At 50.4% G+C, this 20838-nt stretch carries 16 protein-coding genes; 1 reads left to right on the top strand and 15 read right to left on the bottom strand.

All coding sequences use genetic code 11. The annotated features are described in order from the left end of the window. Positions 1–201: 201 nt before the first annotated feature. The 15 genes from DWY63_RS07190 to ftsH all read right to left on the bottom strand — a co-directional run bounded on the left by DWY63_RS07190 (position 202) and on the right by ftsH (position 19655). On the bottom strand, positions 202–465 hold the full coding sequence (locus DWY63_RS07190) for a hypothetical protein (protein WP_022461142.1): 264 nt from the start codon (positions 463–465) through the stop codon (positions 202–204). A 223-nt stretch (positions 466–688) separates the two neighbouring features. Beyond that, positions 689–2497, bottom strand: coding sequence for an aspartate--tRNA ligase (gene aspS, locus DWY63_RS07195; RefSeq protein ID WP_117801731.1), 1809 nt, complete (start codon positions 2495–2497; stop codon positions 689–691). Between the two features lie 92 nt (positions 2498–2589). Continuing rightward, positions 2590–3846, bottom strand: coding sequence for a histidine--tRNA ligase (gene hisS, locus DWY63_RS07200; RefSeq protein ID WP_117801732.1), 1257 nt, complete (start codon positions 3844–3846; stop codon positions 2590–2592). After that, positions 3779–4459, bottom strand: a complete 681-nt coding sequence (locus DWY63_RS07205; protein WP_070103204.1) for an HD-GYP domain-containing protein — start codon at positions 4457–4459, stop codon at positions 3779–3781. The genes hisS and DWY63_RS07205 overlap by 68 nt, the downstream gene beginning before the upstream one ends. Further along, on the bottom strand, positions 4456–5955 hold the full coding sequence (gene hemZ / locus DWY63_RS07210) for a coproporphyrinogen dehydrogenase HemZ (protein WP_117509250.1): 1500 nt from the start codon (positions 5953–5955) through the stop codon (positions 4456–4458). Before hemZ ends, DWY63_RS07205 begins: the two co-directional genes overlap by 4 nt. Further along, complete coding sequence (locus DWY63_RS07215; RefSeq protein WP_117801733.1) at positions 5927–6550, bottom strand: MBL fold metallo-hydrolase; 624 nt, start codon at positions 6548–6550, stop codon at positions 5927–5929. Before DWY63_RS07215 ends, hemZ begins: the two co-directional genes overlap by 29 nt. Positions 6551–6565: 15 nt before the next feature. Further along, positions 6566–8863, bottom strand: a complete 2298-nt coding sequence (locus DWY63_RS07220; RefSeq protein WP_117801734.1) for a RelA/SpoT family protein — start codon at positions 8861–8863, stop codon at positions 6566–6568. Positions 8864–8910: 47 nt separating this feature from the next. Continuing rightward, complete coding sequence (locus DWY63_RS07225; protein ID WP_117509253.1) at positions 8911–9435, bottom strand: adenine phosphoribosyltransferase; 525 nt, start codon at positions 9433–9435, stop codon at positions 8911–8913. Between the two features lie 131 nt (positions 9436–9566). Further along, on the bottom strand, positions 9567–11291 hold the full coding sequence (gene recJ / locus DWY63_RS07230) for a single-stranded-DNA-specific exonuclease RecJ (protein WP_117801735.1): 1725 nt from the start codon (positions 11289–11291) through the stop codon (positions 9567–9569). A 79-nt stretch (positions 11292–11370) separates the two neighbouring features. Beyond that, positions 11371–13650: a protein translocase subunit SecD gene (secD, locus tag DWY63_RS07235; RefSeq protein WP_117801772.1), complete on the bottom strand. Its 2280-nt coding sequence runs from the start codon at positions 13648–13650 to the stop codon at positions 11371–11373. A 24-nt stretch (positions 13651–13674) separates the two neighbouring features. Continuing rightward, positions 13675–15033, bottom strand: coding sequence for a thioether cross-link-forming SCIFF peptide maturase (gene scfB / locus DWY63_RS07240; protein WP_117509255.1), 1359 nt, complete (start codon positions 15031–15033; stop codon positions 13675–13677). A gap of 116 nt (positions 15034–15149) precedes the next feature. Next, positions 15150–15290: a six-cysteine ranthipeptide SCIFF gene (gene scfA / locus DWY63_RS07245; RefSeq protein ID WP_022461131.1), complete on the bottom strand. Its 141-nt coding sequence runs from the start codon at positions 15288–15290 to the stop codon at positions 15150–15152. Positions 15291–15423: 133 nt separating this feature from the next. Beyond that, positions 15424–15816, bottom strand: coding sequence for a TIGR04086 family membrane protein (locus tag DWY63_RS17950; protein ID WP_158568336.1), 393 nt, complete (start codon positions 15814–15816; stop codon positions 15424–15426). Positions 15817–15877: 61 nt separating this feature from the next. Continuing rightward, positions 15878–17575 (bottom strand): hypothetical protein, encoded by a 1698-nt coding sequence (locus DWY63_RS17955; protein WP_158568337.1) that lies wholly within the window; start codon positions 17573–17575, stop codon positions 15878–15880. 220 nt (positions 17576–17795) lie between these two features. Beyond that, positions 17796–19655, bottom strand: coding sequence for an ATP-dependent zinc metalloprotease FtsH (ftsH, locus tag DWY63_RS07255; RefSeq protein ID WP_117509257.1), 1860 nt, complete (start codon positions 19653–19655; stop codon positions 17796–17798). A 257-nt stretch (positions 19656–19912) separates the two neighbouring features. On the opposite strand from ftsH, the gene DWY63_RS07260 reads away from it, so the two are divergent. After that, entirely contained in the window at positions 19913–20803 is an 891-nt protein-coding gene (locus DWY63_RS07260; RefSeq protein WP_117801737.1) for an RluA family pseudouridine synthase, read from the top strand. Positions 20804–20838 lie beyond the last annotated feature (35 nt).

Consider the following 20838-nt stretch of genomic DNA (forward strand, 5'->3'; position numbering starts at 1 on the left):
TTTTACAAATTAATTTTCTGCTTTCCCAAGTTAGTTCTATCGTATCACATTTTGTTTTTTGTTTTCTTACTTTTTCCTTACTCTTTTTTTAGCAAATACTGGCTTTTTCTGAAAATAGATTTTTGTTTTTGTCATTAAAAACCTGCCTCCGTGTTTATGACGGAAAGCAGGTTTTCTTTCGAATCTGTTAGATTTTATTTTTTATGCTACAAGTTTCATCTCCCGCAGAATGCGGTATACGAGATAACAGATCAGCGCTGCACAGACCAGTTTGAACAGAAGCGGAACGACGGCGAACACGATTTTAAATCCGAGCCAGATCACGCCGATCGGGAGAAGAATAGTGGCGCATGCGCCGAGGACTTTTCCTCCAAATTTCAGCAGCAGTCCGACGATCCCAAATAAAATTCCAATTCCGCAGAGCAGACCAAAACAGGTTGCCAGCATGACTAATGTAACTAACATCGTGATTCCTCCTTGTCTTTTTCTCTATGTGTTCCACTTGCTGTGGATGTTTCCGTATCTTTCTTACAAACCATATTGTAGCACTTTTTTCCAGCAAAACAACGGGGAAGACGTGGAAGAATTTCTTAAGTTTTTCTTTACACCGATCGAGTGAAACCTAAAAAAGGACAGACAACGCTGCACTTCTGCAAAATTGTCTGTCCTGTAAATTACAAAATTTTCTTTACTCTTCTGTTGTCTCTTCCTCAGCCTGCGGCTCAACCTCAAGACCAAGCTCTTCCAGCTGTGCTGCGTCAACCGGTGACGGAGCCTCGGTCATCAGACAGGAAGCATCTTTTACCTTCGGGAATGCGATGACGTCGCGGATGCTGTCCTCTTTTGCCATCAGCATAACGAGACGATCCAGTCCGTAAGCCAGTCCGGCGTGAGGCGGAACTCCGTATTTGAAAGCATCCAGAAGGAAACCAAATCGCTCATGTGCCTGTTCCTTTGTGAAACCAAGCATCTCAAACATCTTCTCCTGCACATCGTTCTGGTGAATACGAACGCTTCCTCCTCCGATCTCAGTGCCGTTCAGGACGATATCGTAAGCTTTTGCACGAACTGCACCCGGATCGGTGTCCAGAAGCGGCAGATCCTCGTCCATCGGCATGGTGAACGGGTGATGCATTGCGGTGAAACGGTTCTCCTCATCGGACCACTCCAGAAGCGGGAACTCGGTAATCCATACGAAACGGTACTCGTTCTTGTCGAGCAGTCCCATCTGCTCTGCCAGTTCCAGACGAAGTGCGCCAAGAACGTTCCAAACAATCTTGTTGCGGTCTGCTGCGAAGAGAAGAAGGTCTCCAGCCTGTCCGTCCATGGCTTTGATGAGGGCTTCCATCTGCTCCTCTGTCATAAATTTGGAGAAGGAAGATTTCCAGCTTCCATCCTCATGGATTGCAATGTATGCAAGACCTTTTGCACCGTAACCTTTCGCAAACTCAACGAGCTTGTCGATTTTCTTTCTCGGCATTGCGCCCTGTCCCTTTGCGTTAATACCGCGGACAGAACCGCCGTTTTCCAGTGCGCCCTTAAATACAACAAACTCGGTATCTTTTACGGTCTCGGAAACATCAACCAGCTCCATACCGAAACGCAGGTCCGGTTTGTCGGAACCGAAACGGTTCATGGCCTCTTTCCAGGTCATTCTCTGAATCGGGAGCTGTACCTCAACGCCAAGCACCTCTTTGAACAGGTGTGCCAGCAGTCGCTCATTGACATCGATGACATCGTCTACATCAACGAAAGCAAGCTCCATATCGATCTGGGTGAACTCCGGCTGACGGTCAGCACGCAGGTCCTCGTCACGGAAGCATTTTACAATCTGGATATAGCGGTCATAGCCGGAGCACATCAGAAGCTGTTTGAACAGCTGCGGAGACTGCGGCAGTGCATAGAAGCTGCCCGGATGAACACGGCTCGGTACCAGATAGTCTCTGGCGCCTTCCGGTGTGGATTTCGTCAGCATCGGGGTTTCGATCTCAAGGAAACCTTCTTTTGACATGAACTCACGGGTGAGCATTGCCACCTTGCTTCTCATAATCAGGTTTCTCTGGATATCCGGGCGGCGCAGATCCAGGTAACGGTATTTCAGACGGAGCTCTTCTCTCGTCTTAGAATCCTCCTCGATCGGGAACGGCGGGGTTTCTGCCTCGGAAAGAATGCGTAAGGACTCAGCCTTTACTTCGAGCTCTCCTGTTGCCAGATTTTCATTGACAGCACCGGAGCGGGCCATGACTTCGCCTTCTACGGCGATCACAAACTCGCTGCGCAGTTTTGCTGCTTTTTCAAAACCTTCCTTACTGATCGGGCCGTTCTCAAAGATGATCTGCATAATACCGCTTCTGTCGCGCAGATCGACGAAAATAATTCCGCCTTTATTACGGCTCTTCTGTACCCAGCCCATCAGGGTTACTTTTTTTCCGATATCTGCTTTTGTGACTTCCGCACAGCGGCAGGTTCTCTTCAGGCCTTTCATGGATTCAGCCATTTTCTTGTTCCTCCTATTTGGAACTGCGGACGCAAAGGGTTCGCATCCGCAGCACATCGTTTTTTCATGCGATTACTATTATTGGATATTCCTTACATTTTGTCAACAAAAAATTCTTCGATCTCGGTGTATCCTTCTCCGGCAAGCTGTTCTTTCTGGAATTTCTTGTTTTTCTTCATAACAGCGATGTTAATGGCAGTGCCTTCGCTTCTTTCTTTCGTTGCCTGCTGGATGATCTTCTGCATTCCTTCTGCCGGCATGTTTTTCTCAATCAGATATGCTTTTTTCTTCTGAGCACCCGGAATCTGATAATCTCTCTCGAGCAGCAGCATAACGATACGCTCAAATCCGATGGAGAATCCGCATGCGCAGGTCTGGTTGCCGGTGAATTTTCCGATCATCTCGTCGTAGCGTCCGCCGCCTCCGACCGATCCGCCGTACTCATCCATGGCGATCTCGAAGATCGGTCCGGTGTAGTAGGACATTCCACGTACCAGAGTCGGATCAAATGCGATCTTGAACTCTGCAGTCTTTACCGCATTTACACTGTCGATGATGGTTTTCAGGCCGTCAGCGTACTCTTTGTCAAGGAATCCCTCCAGTTTCTCGCGGCAGTATTCCACGCCTGCGGTATCCGGGGTGATCTCCTCGAACATTTTCAGGTATTTCTCTACGGACTCTTTTGCAAAGCCGGCTTCCTCGAGCTCTTTGGCAACGCCCTCAAGACCGATTTTATCCATCTTATCGAGGATAATAAATACGGTGTCATAGGACTCCTCCGGGAATCCGCTGTAGGCTGCCATTGCTTTTAAGATGCGGCGGTCATTGATACGGATCGTAAAGTTCTTGAAGTCCAGTTTTCCAAGCAGTGTGGTGGTAGCAAGGATCAGCTCAATCTCTGCGAGGTTGGTCGGCTCGCCGAGGATATCGATATCGCACTGCATGAACTGGCGGTATCTTCCTCTCTGCGGACGGTCTGCACGCCATACATTTCCCATCTGAAGTGCTTTGAACGGGGACGGAAGCTCGTTTGCGTTGTTGGAATAGTAACGGCAGAGCGGAACGGTCAGGTCATAACGCAGGCCGCTGTCTACGAGATCGTTTTCTTTCTCAGCGGTCTCGAGTTTCAGCTTCTCTCCTCTTTTTAAGATCTTGAAAATCAGTTTCTCATTCTCGCCGCCCTGTTTGCTGTTCAGGTTTTCGATGTGCTCCACGCATGGGGTCTCCATGGAGGTAAAGCCGAAGGTTCCGTAAGTTTCCTTGATCAGACGGATCACGTAGTCACGGATTGCCATTTCTTTCGGTAAAATATCTTTCATTCCGGTAACCGGTTTCTTTTTTAATGCCATTTTCTGTTTTCTCCTTTATGATTTCCCGGATCAATTCATCGACATCAGAAAGCTCGATCGCTTTCCGGCTGCCGCTGTGGATCACTCTCTGAAATGCCAGGAACATTTTCAGATCGAAATTTTTGACTTCTTCTGTCATAAGCTCCATCGCCTGTTTCCGCGTAAACGCACTCCGGTACGGGCGGTCGGAGGTCAGCGCGCAGTACACATCACAGATGCGTAAGATACGCGCCCCAAACGGAATCTTTTCTCCCGCCAGATTGGCCGGATACCCGGTTCCGTCATAATTTTCATGGTGATACAGAATACTCTCCAGCACAAAATCGGAGTAGCCGCGTCCCTGCAGGAGTTCATAGCCCAGTGTGGAATGGGTCCGCACAAAGCGCATCTCCTCAACGACGAGCGTATCCTGTTCTTCTACGTAATTCTCCAGTACAATCTTTCCGATATCGTGGAGAACGCCCGCTTTTGCAAGCTCATAGCAGATTTCTTTCTCATACCCCAGTTCCCGCGCAAGATCGTAAGCTAAATTGCTCACTTCCATGCCATGGATGAGCTGCTCGGTCAGGGTATAGCGCAGCATGTGAAGCTGCTGACTGGAATTTTCTTTCATTTTGGCAGATACTTCTCCATTCCGATACGTTTTCTCTCGATCATTTCATCGATACGCTCCACGTAGTTTTTCAGATCCTTCACGTTCTCCACCCGCTCAATGCGCTCTCCGTGTTCAAACACGAATTTCGTGGACGCTCCGGCTCCCGCGGCCAGAATGGACTGTTTTTCCTCCATAATGAGGATGTTGTAGATACCTGCTTTTCCTTCGCGGGAGTAGCCGACATTCTCAAAGTTACCCGCCATATTTTTCTGGCGGTACATGTAATACGGTCCCATCTCCATGCGGTGTGCGCTGTCCATCGTCATTTTCATGATCTCGGCAGAGTTTTCAAACGAGATTTCCTGATATTTGTCTTTGAACAGGTTGAGTCTCGTTGCACGCTTTAACGCAAGGGAATGGACGGTCAGGGAATCCGGATTCAGCGCTTCCACTTTTTCCAACGTATGCGCCACTTTTTCCTTGTCCTCGCCCGGCAGACCGACGATCAGATCCATGTTGATGTTGTCAAATCCAAGGGAACGCGCCATACGGAACTTCTCCTCGATCTCCTCCACGGTATGGTGGCGTCCGATCAGATCCAGCGTTTCCTGGTTCATGGTCTGTGGATTGATCGAAATACGGGTGACCGGGAATTTGCGGATGGCTTTTAAGACCTCCTCATTGATCGTATCCGGCCGTCCTGCCTCCACGGTGAACTCCTGCACCTGCTCCATCGGGAAGAGCTCTGTCACTTTCGTGAGCAGGCGCTCCATCTGTGCCGCATTCAGCGTGGTCGGCGTACCGCCTCCGATGTAGATCGTATCAAGGGTGTAATCCTTCATGTTCTCACTGATAAAGATCAGTTCTTTGATCAGTGCATCGAGATACGGATCTACCATATGCTCCCAGCGGCTTAACACATGGGAGCCGAAGGAACAGTACAGGCAGATGCTCGGACAGAACGGGATGCCGATGTACAGGCTGTAACCGTGTTCGTAGTCGATCGTCTTTAAAATGTCCTTTTCCCGGTTGGCAATCGTGATCGCAAGTGCCGTCTTTTCCGGGCTGGTGTAGTAAGTTTCGCGCATGTATTTCGCAATCTCTACATTTTTTTTACCCTCTTCAAGCATCTTCATCGGAATTTTCGTCGGACGGATGCCGGTGAGATCGCCCCATGGAAGTTCTTTGCCGCTCACTTCGGAAAGCGTGCGGTATACCATCCGTTTCAGGACATTTTTCGTTTCATGGCGGTCTTTTTCATATTCCACCGCCTCACACTGCGAAGCGAGCGTCTCATGTTTCTCGTCTGCAATCGAAAAACAGATCTGATCCGCCTCGTATGTGATCGTATCATAATATGCAAATTCCCCGTCCAGCGCCCCATCCTCTTCGTACCATGAGGTAATCTCACAGCCCGGATAGAATGCCTTGATCAGGGAATACACATCGTATTCAAAATCTTTTCTGTTAAAACAAAGGCTGATATTAAGCAAGGGGATTGTACCTCTTTTCATGTTCAATCGTAGTTTCATCGTTGTGGCCCGGATACACGGTCACATCCCCGGGAAGCTCTTTTAACAGGCGCTTGACCGACGCGGTCAGCTCTCTGCCGGAGGATGTCGGGAAGTCGTATCTTCCGTAGGACTCGCAGAACAGCGTATCACCGGAAAAAAGTGTTTTCTCTGCCGGAATATAGTAGCAGACACCGCCTGCCGTGTGCCCCGGTGTCGCAAGAACGTGGATTTCAAAATCTGCGAGATGCAGCACATCGCCCTCTTTTACGGTTTTGTCCGCCTGCATCGTGTACGGTTTGCTCCAGAGCCCGGAAAGATTTTCCTTTGGATCCCCCAGCAGGTGCTGCTCTTTTTCATGGACATAGACCGGGATATGGTACTTTTTCCGCAGCGCATCCGCTGCCAGCATATGGTCGAAATGGCCATGGGTCAGCAGAATGGCCTCCGGGTCGCCGTCGATCTCGTCGATCTGGCGTTCAATCTCCAGCGGCGAATCGCCCGGGTCCACGATCAGCACCTTCTGGCTGTCCGGATTTTCCACAACGTAGCAGTTTGTCGAGAGCATTCCAAGTGCCCGGTAATTTACCTTTATCATACGCTTTTCTCCTTTTTATCCTCTCGATCTCTGAATATCAATCACGCTCTCCACCTGGCGCACCTTCTCGATGATGCTGTTCAGCTCTTCGTTGTTGTGCACGTCGAACGTCACATCGATGGAAGCCGTTCCCTGCTTGCTCGTTCTCACGTTCATCGCCGCAAGGTCGATCTTCCGCTCGGTAAAGATCTTGGAGATATCCACCAGAAGACCGGTACGGTTGTTTGCGTAAACGCTGATCTCCACGGTATAGAGAGAGCCGCCGTTGTCCTCTGCCTGCCATTCAGCATCAATGAGGCGCACCCGCTCAGATTCCGGCAGATTCAGGACATTGACACAGTCGGTGCGGTGAATGGTCACGCCGCGTCCTCTTGTGACAAAGCCCACGATCTCATCGCCCGGGATCGGATTGCAGCATTTTGAGAAGCGAACTGCCACATCGTGGATACCGCGCACGACGATGCCGCCCTTGCTCTTTCCAACCGGCAGAACTTTCTCTCCGGATGCCGCCTCGAGCACCTGCTCGTCGGTGATCTCTTTTTTATGCTGCTTTTCGTACGTCTCAATCAGCTTGTTGAGGACCTGGCCCTCTTTTAAGCCGCCGTGGCCGATGGCCGCAAGAACGGAATCCCAGTCGCGGAAGCCGTACTTTCTCATGACAGCCTCTTCGTACATCGGTTTCGTATAGATTCCAAGGTTTTTGCCCTTCAGCTTTGCATAGTTGGTGAGCATTTCCTTGCCTTTGACGATGTTGTCCGTCTTGTTCTGCTGGCGGAACCACTGGTTAATGCGGCTCTTTGCCTGGGAACTCTTCGCAATTTTCAGCCAGTCGCGGCTCGGTCCCTTGGAGTTCTGCGAGGTGATGATCTCGACGCGGTCTCCGTTGTGAAGTTCCGTCTCGATCGGCACGAGTTTTCCGTTGACCCTCGCTCCGACCATCTTGTTGCCGACCGCACTGTGGACGGAATAAGCAAAGTCGATGGCACAGGAGCCGACCGGAAGCGTTTTGACATCGCCCGCCGGGCTGAAACAGTAAACATTGTCGGCAAACAGGTCGAGATCGCTCTTTAAGAGGTTCATGAACTCATGGTTGTCCGCCATGTCCTGCTGCCACTCCAGAATCTGGCGCAGCCAGGTCAGTTTTTCCTCTTCCTGCTCCGGTCCCGGTTTCTTGCCGTCGGAGGCCTCTTTGTATTTCCAGTGTGCAGCGATACCGTATTCTGCAATCCGGTGCATCTCATAAGTACGGATCTGAATCTCAAACGGCTGTCCGTTCGGTCCGATCAGGGTTGTATGCAGGGACTGGTAACGGTTTGGCTTCGGCATCGCAATGTAATCTTTGAAACGGCCCGGGATCGGCGTGTACATTTCATGGATGACACCGAGCGCTGCATAGCAGTCTTTGACGGATTCCACGATGATACGGACCGCAAAGAGGTCATAGATCTGATCCAGCGTCTTGTGCTGGTTGACCATCTTTTTGTAGATGCTGAAAAAGTGCTTGATTCGTCCGTTGACATCTGCCTCAATGCCGGCCTGGTGGATATGACGGGTCACCTCTTTTACGATCGCATCGACAAACTCCTGCCGCTGCTCCCGCTTCATGCTGACCTTCTGCACCAGTTCATAGTACGCATCCGGCTCCAGATATTTCAGAGAAAGGTCATCGAGTTCGACCTTGATCTTGGAAATACCGAGGCGCTGTGCGATCGGGGCATAAATATCCATCGTCTCACGCGCTTTTTTCTTCTGCGTCTCCGGCGACCAGTACTGTGCGGTCCGCATGTTGTGCAGACGGTCCGCCAGTTTTACCAGAATAACACGGATATCCTTTGCCATCGCAAGGAACATCTTTCTCAGGTTTTCTGCCTGCTCCTCGACCTTATCCGCAGAATATTTCAGCTGTGCCAGCTTCGTGACACCGCTTACAATCAGGGACACCTCCGGGCCGAACTCCTCGGTCAGCTCTTCTTCGGTCATGACGGTATCTTCGACAACGTCGTGCAGAAGGCCTGCCGCGATCGACTCCTTGTCGAGCTCCAGATCTGCCAGGATAATTGCCACACAGAGCGGATGGATGATGTACGGTTCCCCGCTCTTTCTTTTCTGGTCCTTATGTGCATCCGCTGCCACGCGGTATGCTTTTTCGATCAGGGAAATATCGTCCGATGGATGATATTTTTTCACAGAAGCGATCAATTCCCCGTATAATTCCTCCGGACTTGTAAAATCGTCCGTCTTGCGGATTCTGGCTTCTGCCGCCGCCACATCCTTCTTTAATTCTTCTTCACTGATTCTTTTCTCTTCTTCCATATGTATCCTCCGCTCTCATGATTAACCCCTGCGTTTCGTTGGATACGTTATTTGCCATCGTAACGGATGACAGATTTTACATCATATTTTGCCAGTTTTTCGCGTCCTTTTAAGCCGGCAAGCTCCATCAGGAACACGATTCTGGTTACTTCGCCGCCGAGGCGCTCGATCATTTTTGCACAAGCCTCCACGGTACCGCCGGTTGCAATCAGGTCGTCGATGATGACTACCTTCTGGCCCGGTTTGATGGAGTCTTTGTGCATCTCGATCGTTGCGCTGCCGTACTCCAGGTCATAGCTCTCCTCGATGGTCTCCAGAGGAAGTTTTCCTTTTTTACGGATCGGCACGAACGGTTTGTGCAGATTGTAAGCAATCGGCATACCGAAAATGAAGCCGCGGGACTCGGTTCCGCAGATTACGTCACAGTCTACTTCTTCTACAAAATGCTGCATCTCATCTATGGCAAGCTGCAGTCCGTCTGCGTCCTGCAGGATACTCGTTACATCTCTGAAAATAATACCCGGTTCCGGGAAATCCGGAATACTTCTTACGTAATCCTCTACTTTTTTCATAAAATATTCCTCCGTTTCGTCAAGGTTTGACAATTCACCTTACAGTATAGCATCAATATTCTTCTGCGTCAATTTTGTTTCCGATAGAAAACAGGGCAGAAAAATCAGGTATTTGCGGCTTTTCTGCATCTTTAAAAATAACTCTGGATATTGATCTGTAATTTGTCGCGTCCGTTCCACGTATCGATCGACGGATAGTACGCTACCGAGAGGGTTGGATGTGCATCCACGTATGCGGCGAACGCTTCTCCCTCGCCGAAATAGACACCATCCATCTGGTATCCGCCCGCATCGGCAAGCTGTACTTTCACCACGTTTCTATTCTTTCCAAAAATGCGGTAATTTAATACAGTCAGTCCTTTCTGTGCGAACAGCGGTTTCGTGTTGCCTTTTCCGAACGGCTCCAAGAGGCTTAACTGGCGGATCAGATTTTTGGTGATGTAGGTGATCGGCATCGGCACATCGATCACGACTTTTTCGACGAAATCCTCTTCCGTCAGCGTGGACTTATCGTTCAGTGCCCGGCGGAACGGTTCGATCATCTCCTCTCCTGCGAGGGAAAGGCCCGCAGCCATCGGGTGGCCGCCGAATTTCGTCATCAGTTCTTTGCATTTGCAGAGCTCCTCATACATCGAATACGCTTCGATCGAGCGGCCGGAGCCCTTGACGCCCTCCTCACTTCTGGTGAGTACGAAGGATGGTTTGTGGAAGTGCTCCCGCAGGCGACCTGCGATGATTCCGGCAAGGCTCTCGTGGCAGTCCGGCAGATAGACGACGAGGACTTTGTCGTTCTGCAGCGGGGAGGTTTCCACGAGCTCGATTGCTTTCGCCTCACCCTGGCGCGTCAGCTCTTTGCGGCTTTCATTCAGGTCTTTCAAGTCCCCGGCAAGCTTTGCAGCCTCCTCACGTGTCTTTGCGCAGAGCAGTTTTAACGAATGCTCCGCCGTGTCAAGCCGTCCCGATGCGTTGATGCACGGGCCGAGAACGAAGCCGATGTGATACGGTGTCACGTTTTCCGCCTCGATGCCCTGCACACGGATCAGCTCCTGCAGGCCGAGGTTCTGCGTTTTATGGAGCGCCCGAAGGCCGGCTTTTACAAAAATCCGGTTTTCTCCCTGCAGATCCATCACATCACCGATCGTCGCAATGGCGACAAATTCCAGAAAGCGGAAGCTGTGCTCCTTTGGAATACCTGCTTTTGCCTCCATCGTCTGGATCAGTTTCCATGCGACGGCCGCACCGCAGAGGCCCGGAAACGGATAGGAACAGTCTTTCTGTTTCGGATTGACAACCGCGTCCGCCGGCGGCAGGATGTAGCGGCGTTCTCCGTTTTCATCCTCCTCAAACGGAACCTCGTGGTGGTCCGTCACAACAACCGTCATGCCAAGCTCTTTTGCCAGACGGATCTGACTGCCCGCCGCGATGCCGTTGTCACAGGTGACGATCGTGTCCCGCCCCTCATCCGCGGCAAACTGCACAAGATGCTCATTTAAGCCGTATCCGTCTGCAATCCGGTCCGGGATACGCACATCCACATCGGCACCGAGATCTTTTAAGCCGGTCAGCAGAATATACGTTGCCGTAACACCGTCGATGTCGTAGTCCCCGATGATGCGGATCGGCTTTTTCTCCCGGATTTTTTCTGCGATCAGATCTGCCGCGCGCTCCATATCCTTCATCAGCAGCGGATCGTGGAGCTGCTCCAGATCACCGAAGAGATACTCTTCGATCTCTTTCTCCCCGGTCACATCCCGGTTCCGGATCAGGCGGGCGATGACGGGATCGATGCCGAACCGGTCCGCAATTGCCTGGAAATCGGCGCGTTTTGCCGAAACTACCCAGCGTTCTTTCTTCATATGTTCTCCTCTTTCCTGTTAGCAGGAAACGCCGGACTTTTCCGGTCCGGCGTTTCTCTTTTTATGGTTTTTGCTGCTTTTATTTATTTTTTGTCTTATTCTGTACTGCTTTGGACGGCACATATTTGTTTTTTCCAACGTGCTTCATCACATACCACAGGGCACCTGTGATGCAGACAGAAGTGTAAGCTCCGCATACGATACCAACCATCAGAGGTGCTGCAAAGTCGCGGATGGAAGAAACTCCCATCACGAACAGAACAAAGATGGTGATAAAGGTGGTGAGGGAACTGTAAATGCTTCGGGTCAGGGTGTCCGTGATGCAGCGGTCAACCAGGGACTCGATCGGCTCTCTCTTTAACTCCGGCAGATTCTCACGGATACGGTCGAAGATGACGATCGTACTGTTGATGGAATAGCCGAGGATCGTCAGCATACACGCGATAAAGGTGCTGCCGACCGAAATACGGGATACCACATAGAATCCGAATACAATGGCGATATCGTGCATCAGTGCAAGGATGGCACTCGATGCGAAACGGATGTCGCGGAAACGGATCCAGATGTACAGCAGCATGCAGACTACAGCGATGATAACTGCTTTCATCGCATTCTGGCTCATTTCTTTACTTACAGTAGAAGAAATGTTGTCGAAAGTGATTTCAGAAGTATCGACACCGAAATTGTCTGCCATTGCCTGGTAAACCTGCTCACGCTCTTCCAGAGTCAGAGAACGTGTTTTGATGATGACATTGTTGCCTCCGACAACCTTTGTCATCTGAATATTGGAATCTTTTGTCACGCCTTCCACAACCGGCTCTACCTCTTTGTCCAGCTCTTCGATGGAGTAATCCTCGTTGAACGGAACGTTGATGGAAGTACCGCCCTTGAAGTCAAGGCCGAAGTTCAGTGCGCTTCCCTTTGTCTGATGCATGAAAATCATGCTGGCCGGAACGGCAAGCAGCAGAATGCAGGAGATCGTGAAGAAGATCTTTCTCTTTTCCACAAATGGAAATCCCTTGCGCTCTTTCTTGGTTCCGTAGTATTTCGCATCCTTCAGTCCCATACCGTACAGGCTGTTGACCAGCAGTCTGGAAACAACCATGGCGCTGAACATGGAAAGAACAATACCAAGAGCAAGTGTCATGGCGAATCCGCGGACACTTCCGCTCGCAAGCGCATACAGAACAGCTGCTGCAATCAGGGTCGTCACGTTTCCGTCCAGGATGGCAGAAGTTGCCTTCTTGAATCCGTCGCGGATTGCCGCATGAACCGTCTTTCCGGCACCGATCTCCTCCTCGATACGGGCGTAGATGATAACGTTCGCATCGACTGCCATACCGATCGACAGGATAACACCGGCGATACCAGGCAGAGTCAGGGTCAGGTCAAATGCATTTAAAGAAATCAGGTTCAGCTCAACGTAAATGAGCAGTGCCCATCCGGCTGCAATACCAGGCAGGCGGTATACAACTGCAAGGAAGATGATGATCAGGATAATGCCGATCGCTCCCGCTTTCACGCTGGTGGAAACAGCTGCAGATCCAAGCTGTGCTCCAACGACGCTGGAGTTGATCTCCTCAAGTTTCAGGGAAAGGGAACCGATACGGAGGGTGGATGCCAGGCTGACTGCCTCATCCCAGTCCATGTTTCCGCCGGAGATCACTGCCGTACCATCAGAGATAACAGCATTAACGCCCGGTACGCTGACGAATCTTTCATCATAATAGATACCAATGCTTTTTCCTGCACTGTAAGCTTCCTGTGTCGCTGTGGCAAACTTTTCTTTTCCTTCGTCTGTCATTTTCAGCTGAACGACGCTCTCGGTTGCTTTTGTCGTAGAGTTCTGCTGATGCAGTGCCTCTGCAGATGCTACATCTTTACCGGTCAGAACAACAGAACCGTCTGCTTCGAGTTCTTCGATGGTTTTTCCGTTCAGGACATATTCTCCTGTAGAGCTGTCTCTGACATAGTTTTCAGTACCATCATCATTCGTCTGTTTGATAAAATACAGGCTTCCCGGTTTACCCATCTCTTCCAGAATGGTGGTTGCATCGGTTGCACCCGGGATTTCAATGGTGATACGGTTGTCGCCCTGCAGATATACCTGTGCCTCTTCGCTGTACTGCTGCGCACGCTGTTCCAGCTTGTAGCGGGTATCTGACATTTCTTCGTCTGTCGGGTTGTCCTTTACGGCCTGATAGGTAATGCTGACACCGCCGGACAGATCCAGACCCAGGTTGATATTCTTCATCGAACCGGTTCCGGTAGGACCCCATCCTTTGATCATCGTCCATCCAAGAAGCACTGTTACAATGGCTGCCAGGACGAGTGCGATGATACTCTGTTTCTTCTTCATCATGTCGCGATTTTCCTCTTTTCTTTAATCTTCGGCCAGAGCTGCCTTTATCATCAATGCACACTCGATCCGTTTCTGCTGCATCTTGCATCCGATCTCGTAAACATCGTTGATCTTACCTGTGAAATTGTAGGAGTTTGCCGCGCATCCGCCGCTGCAGTAGAACCGTGCAAAGCACTGGCTGCACTCCTTCTTGGAATAAACGTTGCATTTTTTGAATTCGTTGACAGTTTCTGTCTTTTTCACGCCTTCGTAAACATTTCCAAGGCAGAAATCTTCCTGTCCTACGAACTGGTGGCACGGATAGAAATCGCCCCATGGTGTTACCGCAAGGTACTCGGTTCCGGAACCGCAGCCGGAAAGACGTTTATAAACACATGGTCCGCCGGTCAGATCGATCATGAAATGGAAGAAATTGAAGCCTCTTCCTTCTTTTTCTCTCTTGATCATCTCTCTTGCCAGAATGTCGTACTGTTCGAAGATCACCGGAAGGTCTTCCTCACGGATCGCATAGTCCTCGGTCGGAGGCGCTACAACAGGCTCAACCGAGATCTGCTTGAAGCCGAGGTCTGCCAGATGGAGAACATCAGCTGCAAAGTCTGTGTTGTAATGCGTGAAGGTTCCGCGCACATAGTATTTGTCCTGATGACGAAGCTCAGCGAATTTCTGGAATTTCGGCACGATCAGATCGTAGCTTCCGGCACCTTTGCGGAACGGACGCATGTGATCGTGAACTTCTTTTCTTCCGTCAATACTTAATACGACGTTGCCCATCTCTTTATTGCAGAACTCCATGACCTCGTCGTTTAAGAGAACACCGTTGGTGGTCAGGGTGAAACGGAAGTTCTTGTTATGTAACTTCTCCTGTTCTCTTCCGTAGGCTACGAGCTGTTTTACAACATCCCAGTTCATCAGCGGTTCACCGCCGAAGAAATCTACCTCGAGGTTTCTTCTGCTGCCGGAGTTTGCGATCAAGAAATCAAGCGCTTTTTTGCCGACTTCCAGGGACATCAGTGCACGTCTTCCGTGATACTCGCCCTCTTCTGCGAAGCAGTAACGACAGGCAAGGTTGCAGTCGTGTGCAATGTGGAGGCAGAGTGCTTTTACGACGGTCGGACGGTTGGAAAACTGATCAATTGCGTTTTCGTAGATGTCTTTTGTAAAGAGCATGCCGTTGTCTGTAAGTTCCTGAATTTCTTCTCTGGCTTCGGTGATGTCCTGCTCGGCATATTTACTGCTAAGCGCCTCTGCTGCCTCTTCTGCATTTTTTCCTTCGTTCATGCAGGAAAGGACATCGTATACGCAGTCATCCACAACATGGACGGAGCCGCTGTTGACGTCCAGCACCATGTTAAAGCCATTGCTTTTATATAAATGTATCACTGTGGTATTCCTTTCTATAACTCTCTCTTTTTTTGATGTGCCTGGCAAAAAGAATGTTCCCAAATCCGGCGAAACCGGTTCTGGGAACACCTTTTACTCGTCCTTATGGATTACTTTTACTTATGCTCGCAGCTCTGGTTGCCTACGGTGCAAGAAGTCTTACATGCGGACTGGCAGGATGTCTGGCACTCACCGCATCCACCTTTTTTTACAGTGTTCTGTAAGCTTTTTGTATTTAAAGTTTTGATGTGTTTCATGGCACATTCCTCCTTCATTGTAGTTGACGCGCGACTTTTTTATAGTCTTCGGCCATTAGCTCTTCCCATTATAGCATAGGTTTTTCAAATTTAAAAGTCTGTTTTTTGAAAAAATGTTCTGTTTTGTCCGCTTTTATCTGCCGTGTGCCGTCATTCCGCCTGCCATTCCGCCGACGGCACAGACTGCTGCCGCCCACAGAAGTCTTCCGGCTCCGGCAAATCCGCCCGGCAGGAAGACTGCGGAGACGATGATCAGAATGGCAAAATACACGATTCCAAAGCAGATGCCCCAGAGAAACCGCCGTTTTCCCGCCATGTTTCCTGCCATTCTTCCGCCGGAAAAGCTTGATGCCAGATAGATCACCACAATGCCCGCCTGCACCCAGCTTTCCTTCCAGGAAAATTTCCAGAGCAGGAAAGACAGCAGCAAAAGAAGAAGCACCGAGATCAGATAGGAAACGAGAAGAGCCTTCAGCCAGCTGATCCCGCTGCCCGCACTCACCGCCCATGTTTTCTTTTCTTCCATAAGAAAAAGCCCTCCCATACTGTAAATGTATGGAATGGCTTTTCCGGATATGCCTGTTTCTTTATTTTTCGTCAAACGGATGATTCTTTTTGAATTCCAGCCATGCGGCCATGCTCTTTGCGCGTTTCGCCTGCATCTGAAGGAATGCCATGCAGAACATAACGGCTGCAGAAAGTGCGGAGCTGATCGCCAGCGGAAGCACCATCGTCTCATCGCCGGTGTTGACCGGGATGCTGCGGATGCTTACAGTGGTCTGTGTCTTCTTCTGCGGAATCTTTGTGCTTCCGGTATTGGAATTGGAAGAGCTGTTGTTACTGCTGCTCTTCGACGGTGTGGCTGTCGGAGTCGGAGTGGATGTCTTATTCGTTCCGTAGTTGTCCGGTCCTACAAGGATCGTTCCTGCGGCACGCAGCGTACTTACGTCATCGGCTGCACTTGCTGTCATTTCACCTGCACTCAGGTTGGATTTCTGCTCTGCAGCTGCAAGCAGTTCATGCTCGCCTTCGTCCGCCGTCTCAGCTTCTGCTGTTTCCGTCTGCTCCTCTGATACAAGGCTTCTGGATAGACTTACTGCCACCGGCTGGATCAAAAGAGAGACATTGGAGATCAGATAGCCGTCTTCTGTGCTGTCCGTACCGGATGGATTGGAAATTTCATCGAAATTTTTTACGGTTTCGTTTTCTTTCTGAATTTCATCTTTTACAAGGTCATCCAGATTTTCATCCTGTTTCCACTGGTCCGATGATGCATCATTTCCCGTTCCGTTCTGGTTATCCTGGTTTGTATCGTCCTGGTTTGTATCATCTGCTGCAGGATCGTCTTTTGCTGTATCATCCGGGGCAGGTGTCACGGTTGGATCTTCTGCCGGAGTTTCCGGATTCTCCGGATTTTCACTGTCATCGGTATTCTCGCCCGGTGCTGTCGTCGGAGTTACTTCCGGCGTTACGGTCGGTTCCGCATCCGGTGTCGGCGCTGCCGTTGGTGTATCCCCTGTATCTTCTCCGTTGTCCGCATCCGGTGTCGGAGTTGCCGTTGGTTCCTCCGCCGGCGTTACGGTCGGCTCTGCGTCCGGGGTCACCGTTGGTTCTGCGTCCGGGGTCACCGTTGGTTCTGCGGTCGGCTCTGCATCCGGCGTTTCCGTCGGACCCGGAGTTGGTGTTACGGTATCTTCTGCCGCATCCGGTGCCGGAGACTCGCCTGGCGCAAGCGTTGGTGTTTCCGAAACCGTTTCTTTTGCTTTTTCTGCTGCCAGAACAGCCTCATATCCGGCTTCTGTCACCACGATTTCATCTGCCGCAAAAACGGTATCTGTTACTCTTCCCCTGAAGTCTGTTTTCTGCTGTTTCTTTCGATACGTTTCCAGCTCTTTTTCATCCATTCCGACGAATACCAGATATTTTTCTGCTGCTTCCTCCGCTGCCGTTTTGCTGGTATCTGCAGCAGTGTTTTTTTCGGTTGTTTTCCCGTCCGCCTGCAGTTCTGCCGCTGCAACTGCAAGAAGCTCCTGTGCTTTTTCCACGGTTTTTACTGCTGTCTCTGCCGTTGTACCGTCTGCCGTATCATCGCCGGTTTTCAGATTCACATAAACGGCTGCCCGTTTTGTCTCTGTACCGTTCTCCGTTCCGGAGACAGTTTCGTTCTGTACTGCGCTTTTTTCCGTTCCTGCCGATGCGCTGGCACGGAGCGGAACTGCATCGGAAAATACCAGTGTGCCCGCAAGGACAGCACCCATCACTTTCCATGCCTGTTTTTTCTTCATTGCGTTTCTCCTTATGTTCTCTTGGTCTATCCTAAAAAAATCTGTCTTTTTGTGTCATAATTTCGCATTACAGCATTATAGCACAAGAAAGAATCCCGCGCAAGGCTGAAGTCGCCTTGAAACGCGGGATTCGTGAATCACTTTCTTACGCAGTGAAACAGCAAGTGTTTCACTGCTGGGTGAACAGTAACGCGGGATTCTCATCTGCTTTTATCGCTTTTTAGTTTGTTTCCATTCTCGTTGTCGTGAGCTGATCCGGGGATAAATTCAGGATTTCCATAAACTCATCACCTGTGATCGTCTCTTTCTCATACAGATATTTTGCCAGCTCGTGGAGTTTCGGCATGTTATCTTTTAAGAGCTGCTCTGCTTTGTCGTACTGTTTTCTGACTGCTGCAACAACCTTCTCATCAATCTGTGCTGCTGTCGATTCGGAGCATGCCAGGGAAGTGTCACCGCCGAGGTACTGGTTCGTTACCGTCTCAAATGCAACCATACCAAATTCCTCGTTCATACCGAAGCGGGTGATCATGGCTCTTGCCACCTTCGTTGCCTGCTCGATATCGTTCGAAGCACCTGTCGTGATGGAATGGAACACCAGATCCTCTGCCACACGGCCGCCGGTCAGGGTTGCAATTTTATTTTCCAGCTCTTCACGGCTCATCAGATTATGCTCATCTTCATCCACCTGCATCGTATAGCCGAGGGCGCCGGACGTACGCGGGATAATGGTGATCTTCGTAACCGGAGCGGAATGGCTCTGCAGTGCTGCGACGAGTGCATGGCCGACCTCGTGGTAGGAAACGATCAGTTTCTCTTTGTCGGTCATGATCTTATTCTTCTTCTGGTATCCGGCGATGACAACCTCAACGCTCTCCTCCAGATCCGCCTGGGTGACGAATTTTCTTCCATCACGGACGGCACGGAGTGCTGCCTCGTTGATCATATTGGCAAGTTCTGCACCAGAAGCACCGGATGCCATACGTGCGATCGCATTGTAATCGACATTGTCGCCCACGCGGATGTTTTTCGCATGGACTTTCAGGATTTCCTCACGGCCTTTTAAGTCAGGCAGTTCAACCGGCACACGGCGGTCGAAACGGCCCGGACGAAGAAGTGCCGGGTCCAGGGAATCCGGACGGTTCGTCGCTGCCAGAATGACAACGCCTTTCTTTCCATCGAATCCATCCATCTCGGCAAGCAGCTGGTTCAGGGTCTGCTCACGCTCGTCGTTTCCGGAGAATCCGCCGCCGTCACGTTTTTTGCCGACGGTATCGATCTCATCGATAAAGACGATACACGGTGCTTTCTCATTTGCCTGCTGGAACAGGTCACGCACCTTCGCAGCTCCCATGCCGACGAACATCTCGACAAACTCAGAACCGGAAATGGAGAAGAACGGAACATTTGCCTCTCCGGCTACTGCCTTTGCAAGCAGCGTTTTACCGGTTCCTGGAGGGCCGACAAGCAGTGCTCCTTTCGGCATTTTTGCACCAATTTCTTCATATTTTTTGGGATTATGCAGGAAGTCAACAATCTCCTGTAAAATTTCTTTTGCCTCATCCTCTCCGGCAACATCTGCAAATTTAATGCCGGTTTCGGACTGTACATAAACCTTGGCGTTGCTCTTTCCAAAGCTCATCGCATTTCCCATGCCGCCCATCATCTTGCTCGTCATGCGTTTCATCAGCCACTGTCCGAGCGCAACCATCACAACGATCGGTATTACCCATGTTAAAAGAAATTCCATGAGTGGCGACATCTGCTCTATGATCGGCGTTCCGAATTCGGTAATACCTGCCTCATATAAACGATCTACCAGCTTGTAATCATTCATCACACCCGTCTTATAATAATTCGCCGGGCTTGATTTGTCGCTGAAAATAATCTCATTTGACTGGATCTGGACTTCGCTGATTTCGTTGTTATCTACCATCTGCAAAAATTTTCCGTAATCAACTTCTGTTACTTTGGGCTCGAGAAGTCTCGGGAAAAGCAGAAGATTTAACAGCAGAATGACGATCAGCGCAATTACATAATAAAAAATTATGGGTTTTTTCGGTTTTTGCACCTGCTTCATCTGTATCCCCTCCTGTTTCTTGATTTTCTTTCTTTTTTAGTAGCATAAACTTTTCTTTCGCTAAAATCAATCAAATTCTGACATTTCATGAAACTTTTATACTTTTTTATATTTTCGCTATAGAAAGGTAAATTTCTTGCTTTTCCATCTGTTTTCGGCTATACTTGCGAAAGACTGGGAAAGTCTCTTTTTGAAATTTTGCCCCGAAATGACAGGGTTCATTCGATAAAAAAGCTATAGAAACGGAGGTTTTGTGTATGGGACACAGGTTTACATATGTGATTTCGCCGGAGGAGGAACGGGAAAATCTGACTGTGGAATGGTTTCTCCGCCGGCATGGATATTCGCGCCATATTATTACGGGCTTAAAACGCACAGAGGACGGCATTTTCCGAAACGGCGTCCGCGCCTGGACGAGCCAGGCCGTGCACGCCGGGGATGTGATCGAAACGCACCTTGTCGAAACAGAACCCTCCGACGGAATTCTGCCGCGGCCGGTTCCGTTTTCGGTTGTGTATGAGGATGACGACATCCTCGTTGTGGATAAACCCGCTGATACGCCGATTCATCCGTCGATTGGAAATTATGAAAATACGCTGGCAAACGGCATTGCATGGTATTTTGAACAGAAAGGTGAACCCTTCGTCTACCGCTGCATCAACCGCCTCGACCGCGACACCACCGGCCTTATCGTGCTCGCCAAGCACGCCTTAAGCGCCGCCGTCCTCTCCCATGCCATGCGCTCCCGCGAAATCCACCGCACGTATCAGGCCTTCGCCCTCGGCGAAACCGCTGCATCCGGCACCATCGACGCCCCGATCGCCCGCCTCGACGGCTCCCTCATTCAGCGCACCGTCGACTTTGCCTCCGGCGAGCGCTCCGTAACCCATTACCGCACCCTCGCGCACTGCTCCGTTTTCTCCCACCTCGAACTCAACCTCGAAACCGGCCGCACCCACCAGATCCGCGTCCACATGGCTTACATCGGCCATCCGCTGCTCGGCGATACCCTCTACAACAAAACTCCCGGCACTTTCCCCCGCCAGGCACTTCACTCTGCATCGCTCTCCTTCGTCCATCCGATCACCGGAGAACCCTTAAACTTCCACGCACCACTGCCGGAAGATATGCAAAACCTGCTGACATAAACCAACCCCCGTGAGTTGCCGCTCACGGGGGTTTT

Origin of the sequence: Blautia sp. AF26-2 (assembly GCF_003460955.1) — a bacterium.
Taxonomy (GTDB): domain Bacteria; phylum Bacillota; class Clostridia; order Lachnospirales; family Lachnospiraceae; genus Fusicatenibacter; species Fusicatenibacter saccharivorans.